The organism is Archangium sp. (assembly GCF_036388035.1).
Lineage (GTDB): Bacteria > Myxococcota > Myxococcia > Myxococcales > Myxococcaceae > Archangium.
Genome location: NZ_DASVSO010000841.1, coordinates 1 through 3,685 on the forward strand (window position 1 = coordinate 1; position 3,685 = coordinate 3,685).

A 3,685-nucleotide genomic window follows, 5' to 3' on the forward strand; every position below is an offset into this window, starting at 1 on the left:
TTCGACGTGGTGCGGCAGGTGCGGAGTCTCCTCCGGATCAAGAAGGTAGGCCACACCGGGACGTTGGACCCGATGGCCACGGGGGTGTTGCCCCTGTGCCTGGGCGAGGCGACGAAGGTGGCCGGCTTCATCACCGAGGGCGACAAGGCCTATGACGCCGTGGTGCGCTTGGGAGCCGAGACGGACACCCAGGACGCCGAGGGCAAGGTGGTGGCCGAGGCACCGGTGCCCGCCCTCACCTCGGCACTGCTGGAGGAGGCGCTGGGGCGCTTCCGCGGCACCTTCGAGCAGGTGCCGCCCATGTACTCGGCGGTGAAGGTGGGCGGCAAGCGGCTGTACGAGCTCGCCCGCGCCGGCGAGGAGGTGGAGCGGGCCAGCCGCCAGGTGACGGTGTACGAGCTGGTGCTGCGCGACTTCAACGCCACCCAGCTCCGCCTGTCCGTGCGCTGCTCCAAGGGCTTCTTCGTGCGGACGCTCGCCTATGACCTGGGCCGGGCCCTGGGCTGCGGGGCGCACCTGGAGGCGCTGCGGCGCACCCAGAGCGGCCCCTTCACCCTGGCCATGTCCCTGCCGCTGGGAGAGCTGCCCGCGCTGCTCCAGGAGCCCCAGGCGCTGGCCCGGCGGCTGGTGCCGGTGTCCGAGGCGCTGGTGGACCTGCCGGCGGTGCGGGTGAGCGCCGAGGAGGCCGCGCGCGTGTCCCACGGCGTGCCCGTGGAGGCTCCCGCCCTTCCGGGCCGGGTGCGGGTGGTGGACCCCTCGGGCGCGGTGCTCGCCGTGGCCGAGGTGGTGCGCGGCCGGCTGCGCTACCTGCGAGTGCTCGTCTAGTGTCCGTTTCCACCTCTCCTGTCCCGTCACCGGGCGGACAACCAGGCGCTGAAGGTTGACCGCCCGTCCGGGCGATGCTTATAAGCCGTCGATTCGTTAGAGGAGGAAGCCCGGTCTGTACCCCTCCGCGGACCGTGGCGACCGCAGCACCCACCCCCCGGAGCGGGAAGAAGCCAAGGAAGCACATGTCGGCACTGCATCAGGACCGTAAGAACGAGGTTGTCGCGAAGTACCGCACCCACGAGACCGATACCGGCTCTCCCGAGGTGCAGGTGGCCCTGCTCTCCGAGCGCATCACCATGCTCACCGAGCACTTCAAGACGCACAAGAAGGACCACCACTCGCGTCGCGGTCTGCTGAAGCTGGTGGGTCAGCGTCGCCGTCTGCTCGACTACCTGAAGAGCAAGGACGCCAACCGCTACAAGAAGCTCATCGAGGGCCTCGGCATCCGCAAGTAGGCCCGCGGTCAAATCGGGGCGCTGGCTTCTGTCAGCGCCCCGAGTCGTTCCAGGCAGTCGCAGCACGCAGTCGATGCAGAGAGCGGGGCGAGGAAAGAAGCAAGGGCGTGGTGTGGATGGAGGTTTTGGTTTCCGTTCGGACGGGCTGACCGGTGCATACGGGTCGGCCCGCGCGATCAGGGATCAAAGCTCCGACGCATCCCTGCCGGCGCTTCCGAGGCGCCCCCACCGCAGTCAGGCCGCGGTTGCCCGTATCCGCCTGTTCCAGGCTCGGCGACCGCATCAACCCCACAGGCCTCGCATCGAGGCGCGTGGACACCCACCTTATTGTCCAAAGGACAGGGTGCGCGCCAGCGGGGCCACCAGGAAGTACGAGGCAAGACGGATATGCATCTGAAGAAGAGCGTCAAGATTGGCGAGACCGAGCTGACCATCGAGACCGGCCACATGGCCAAGCAGGCGGACGGCTCGGTGGTGGTTCGCTACGGCGACACCATGCTGCTCGTCACCGCGGTGAGCGCCCGCGAGAAGAAGGACGTGGACTTCCTCCCCCTCACGGTGGAGTACCAGGAGAAGCTGTACTCGGCCGGCCGCATCCCCGGCAGCTACTTCAAGCGCGAGGGACGCCTCACCGAGAAGGAGACGCTGGCCAGCCGCATCGTGGACCGCTCCATGCGCCCGCTGTTCCCGGAAGGCTACGCCTACGAGACCCAGGTCATCGCGAGCGTCATCTCCGCGGACCCGGAGCACGAGGGTGACATCCACGGCATCACCGGCGCCTCGGCGGCGCTGTGGGTGTCGGACATCCCCTTCAACGGTCCCATCGCGGGCATCCGCGTGGGCCGGGTGGACGGCAAGCTCGTCGCCAACCCCACGATGAAGCAGCGCGAGCAGTCCGACATCGACCTCGTCATGGCCGTCAGCCGCGAGGCCATCGTCATGGTGGAGGGTGGTGCCGAGGAGGTGAGCGAGGCGGACATGGTGGCCGCGCTCGAGTTCGGCAAGCAGGCCGCGCAGCCCGCGCTGGACCTCCAGGACGAGCTGCGGCGCTCGCTGAACAAGACGGTGCGCAACTACGACCGCATCCCCGCGGTGGCCGAGGACCTGAAGGCCAAGGTGCGCGCGCTGGCCTGGGACGGCATCGTCCACGGCTACACCATCAAGGAGAAGGCGGCTCGCTACGACGCGCTCTCCAAGGCCAAGAAGGAGGCGGTGTCCAAGCTCAAGGAGCAGCTGGGCGAGAGCTACACCTCCCAGGTGGAGAAGCACGCCAAGCAGGTGGTGGAGGACCTGAAGTACGAGCACATGCGCACGCTGACGGTGAACGGGGGCCGCATCGGCGGCCGCGGCCACGACAAGGTGCGTGACATCTCCTGCGAGGTGAGCGTGCTCCCGCGCACCCACGGCAGCGCGCTCTTCACCCGCGGCGAGACGCAGGCGCTGGTGGTGGCGACGCTGGGCACCTCCGACGACGAGCAGCGGCTGGAGCTGCTCGGCGGCATGTCCTTCAAGCGGTTCATGCTGCACTACAACTTCCCCCCGTTCAGCGTGAACGAGACCAAGCCCCTGCGCGGCCCCGGCCGGCGTGAGGTGGGCCATGGCGCCCTGGCCGAGCGCGCGCTGCGCAACATGCTGCCCGCGAGCGAGAAGTTCCCGTACACCGTGCGCCTCGTCTCGGACATCCTCGAGTCCAACGGCTCCTCGTCCATGGCCTCCGTGTGCGGCGGCACCCTGGCGCTGATGGACGCGGGCGTGCCCATCAAGGCCCCGGTGGCCGGCATCGCCATGGGTCTGGTGAAGGAGGGCGAGCAGATCGCCATCCTCTCGGACATCCTCGGTGACGAGGACCACCTGGGCGACATGGACTTCAAGGTGTGCGGCACCTCGAAGGGCATCACCTCCATCCAGATGGACATCAAGATCACCGGTCTCACCACGGAGATCATGAGCCGCGCGCTGGAGCAGGCGCGTCAGGGCCGTCTGCACATCCTGGGCGAGATGCTCAAGTCGATGGCCGAGCCGCGCAAGGAGATCAGCTCCTACGCGCCGCGCATCACCACCATCCAGATCCGCCCCGAGTTCATCAAGAACGTCATCGGGCCGGGCGGCAAGGTGATCAAGGACATCATCGCCCGCACGGGTGCCGTCATCAACATCGACGACTCGGGCCGGGTGGACATCGCCAGCGCCAACGTGGAGTCGGTGAAGGCGGCCATCGCGATGGTGCAGGCGCTCACGCGCGAGGCGGAGATCGGGAAGATCTACACCGGCACCGTGCGGAAGATCGCCGAGTTCGGCGCCTTCGTGGAGCTGTTCCCCGGCACCGACGGCCTCATCCACATCTCCGAGCTGTCCGACAAGCGCGTGAAGAGCGTGTCGGACGTGCTCAACGAGGGCGATGA

3 protein-coding genes are annotated in these 3,685 nt (G+C 68.2%); all 3 read left to right on the forward strand.

Features of this window, described 5'->3' with window-relative positions; translation table 11 throughout:
• The coding region (gene truB, locus VF697_RS34670) for a tRNA pseudouridine(55) synthase TruB (protein WP_331101800.1) at positions 1–825 on the forward strand (825 nt) is incomplete at its 5' end.
• Between the two features lie 185 nt (positions 826–1,010).
• On the forward strand, positions 1,011–1,283 hold the full coding sequence (gene rpsO / locus VF697_RS34675; protein WP_331101802.1) for a 30S ribosomal protein S15: 273 nt from the start codon (positions 1,011–1,013) through the stop codon (positions 1,281–1,283).
• Positions 1,284–1,670: 387 nt separating this feature from the next.
• On the forward strand, positions 1,671–3,685 hold a 2,015-nt coding region (pnp, locus tag VF697_RS34680; RefSeq protein ID WP_331101804.1), incomplete at its 3' end, for a polyribonucleotide nucleotidyltransferase.

Coding starts and splice junctions, on each gene's coding strand:
- rpsO (WP_331101802.1), top strand. CDS start 1,011: ATGTCGGCACTGCATCAGGACCGTAAGAACGAGGTTGTCGCGAAGTAC.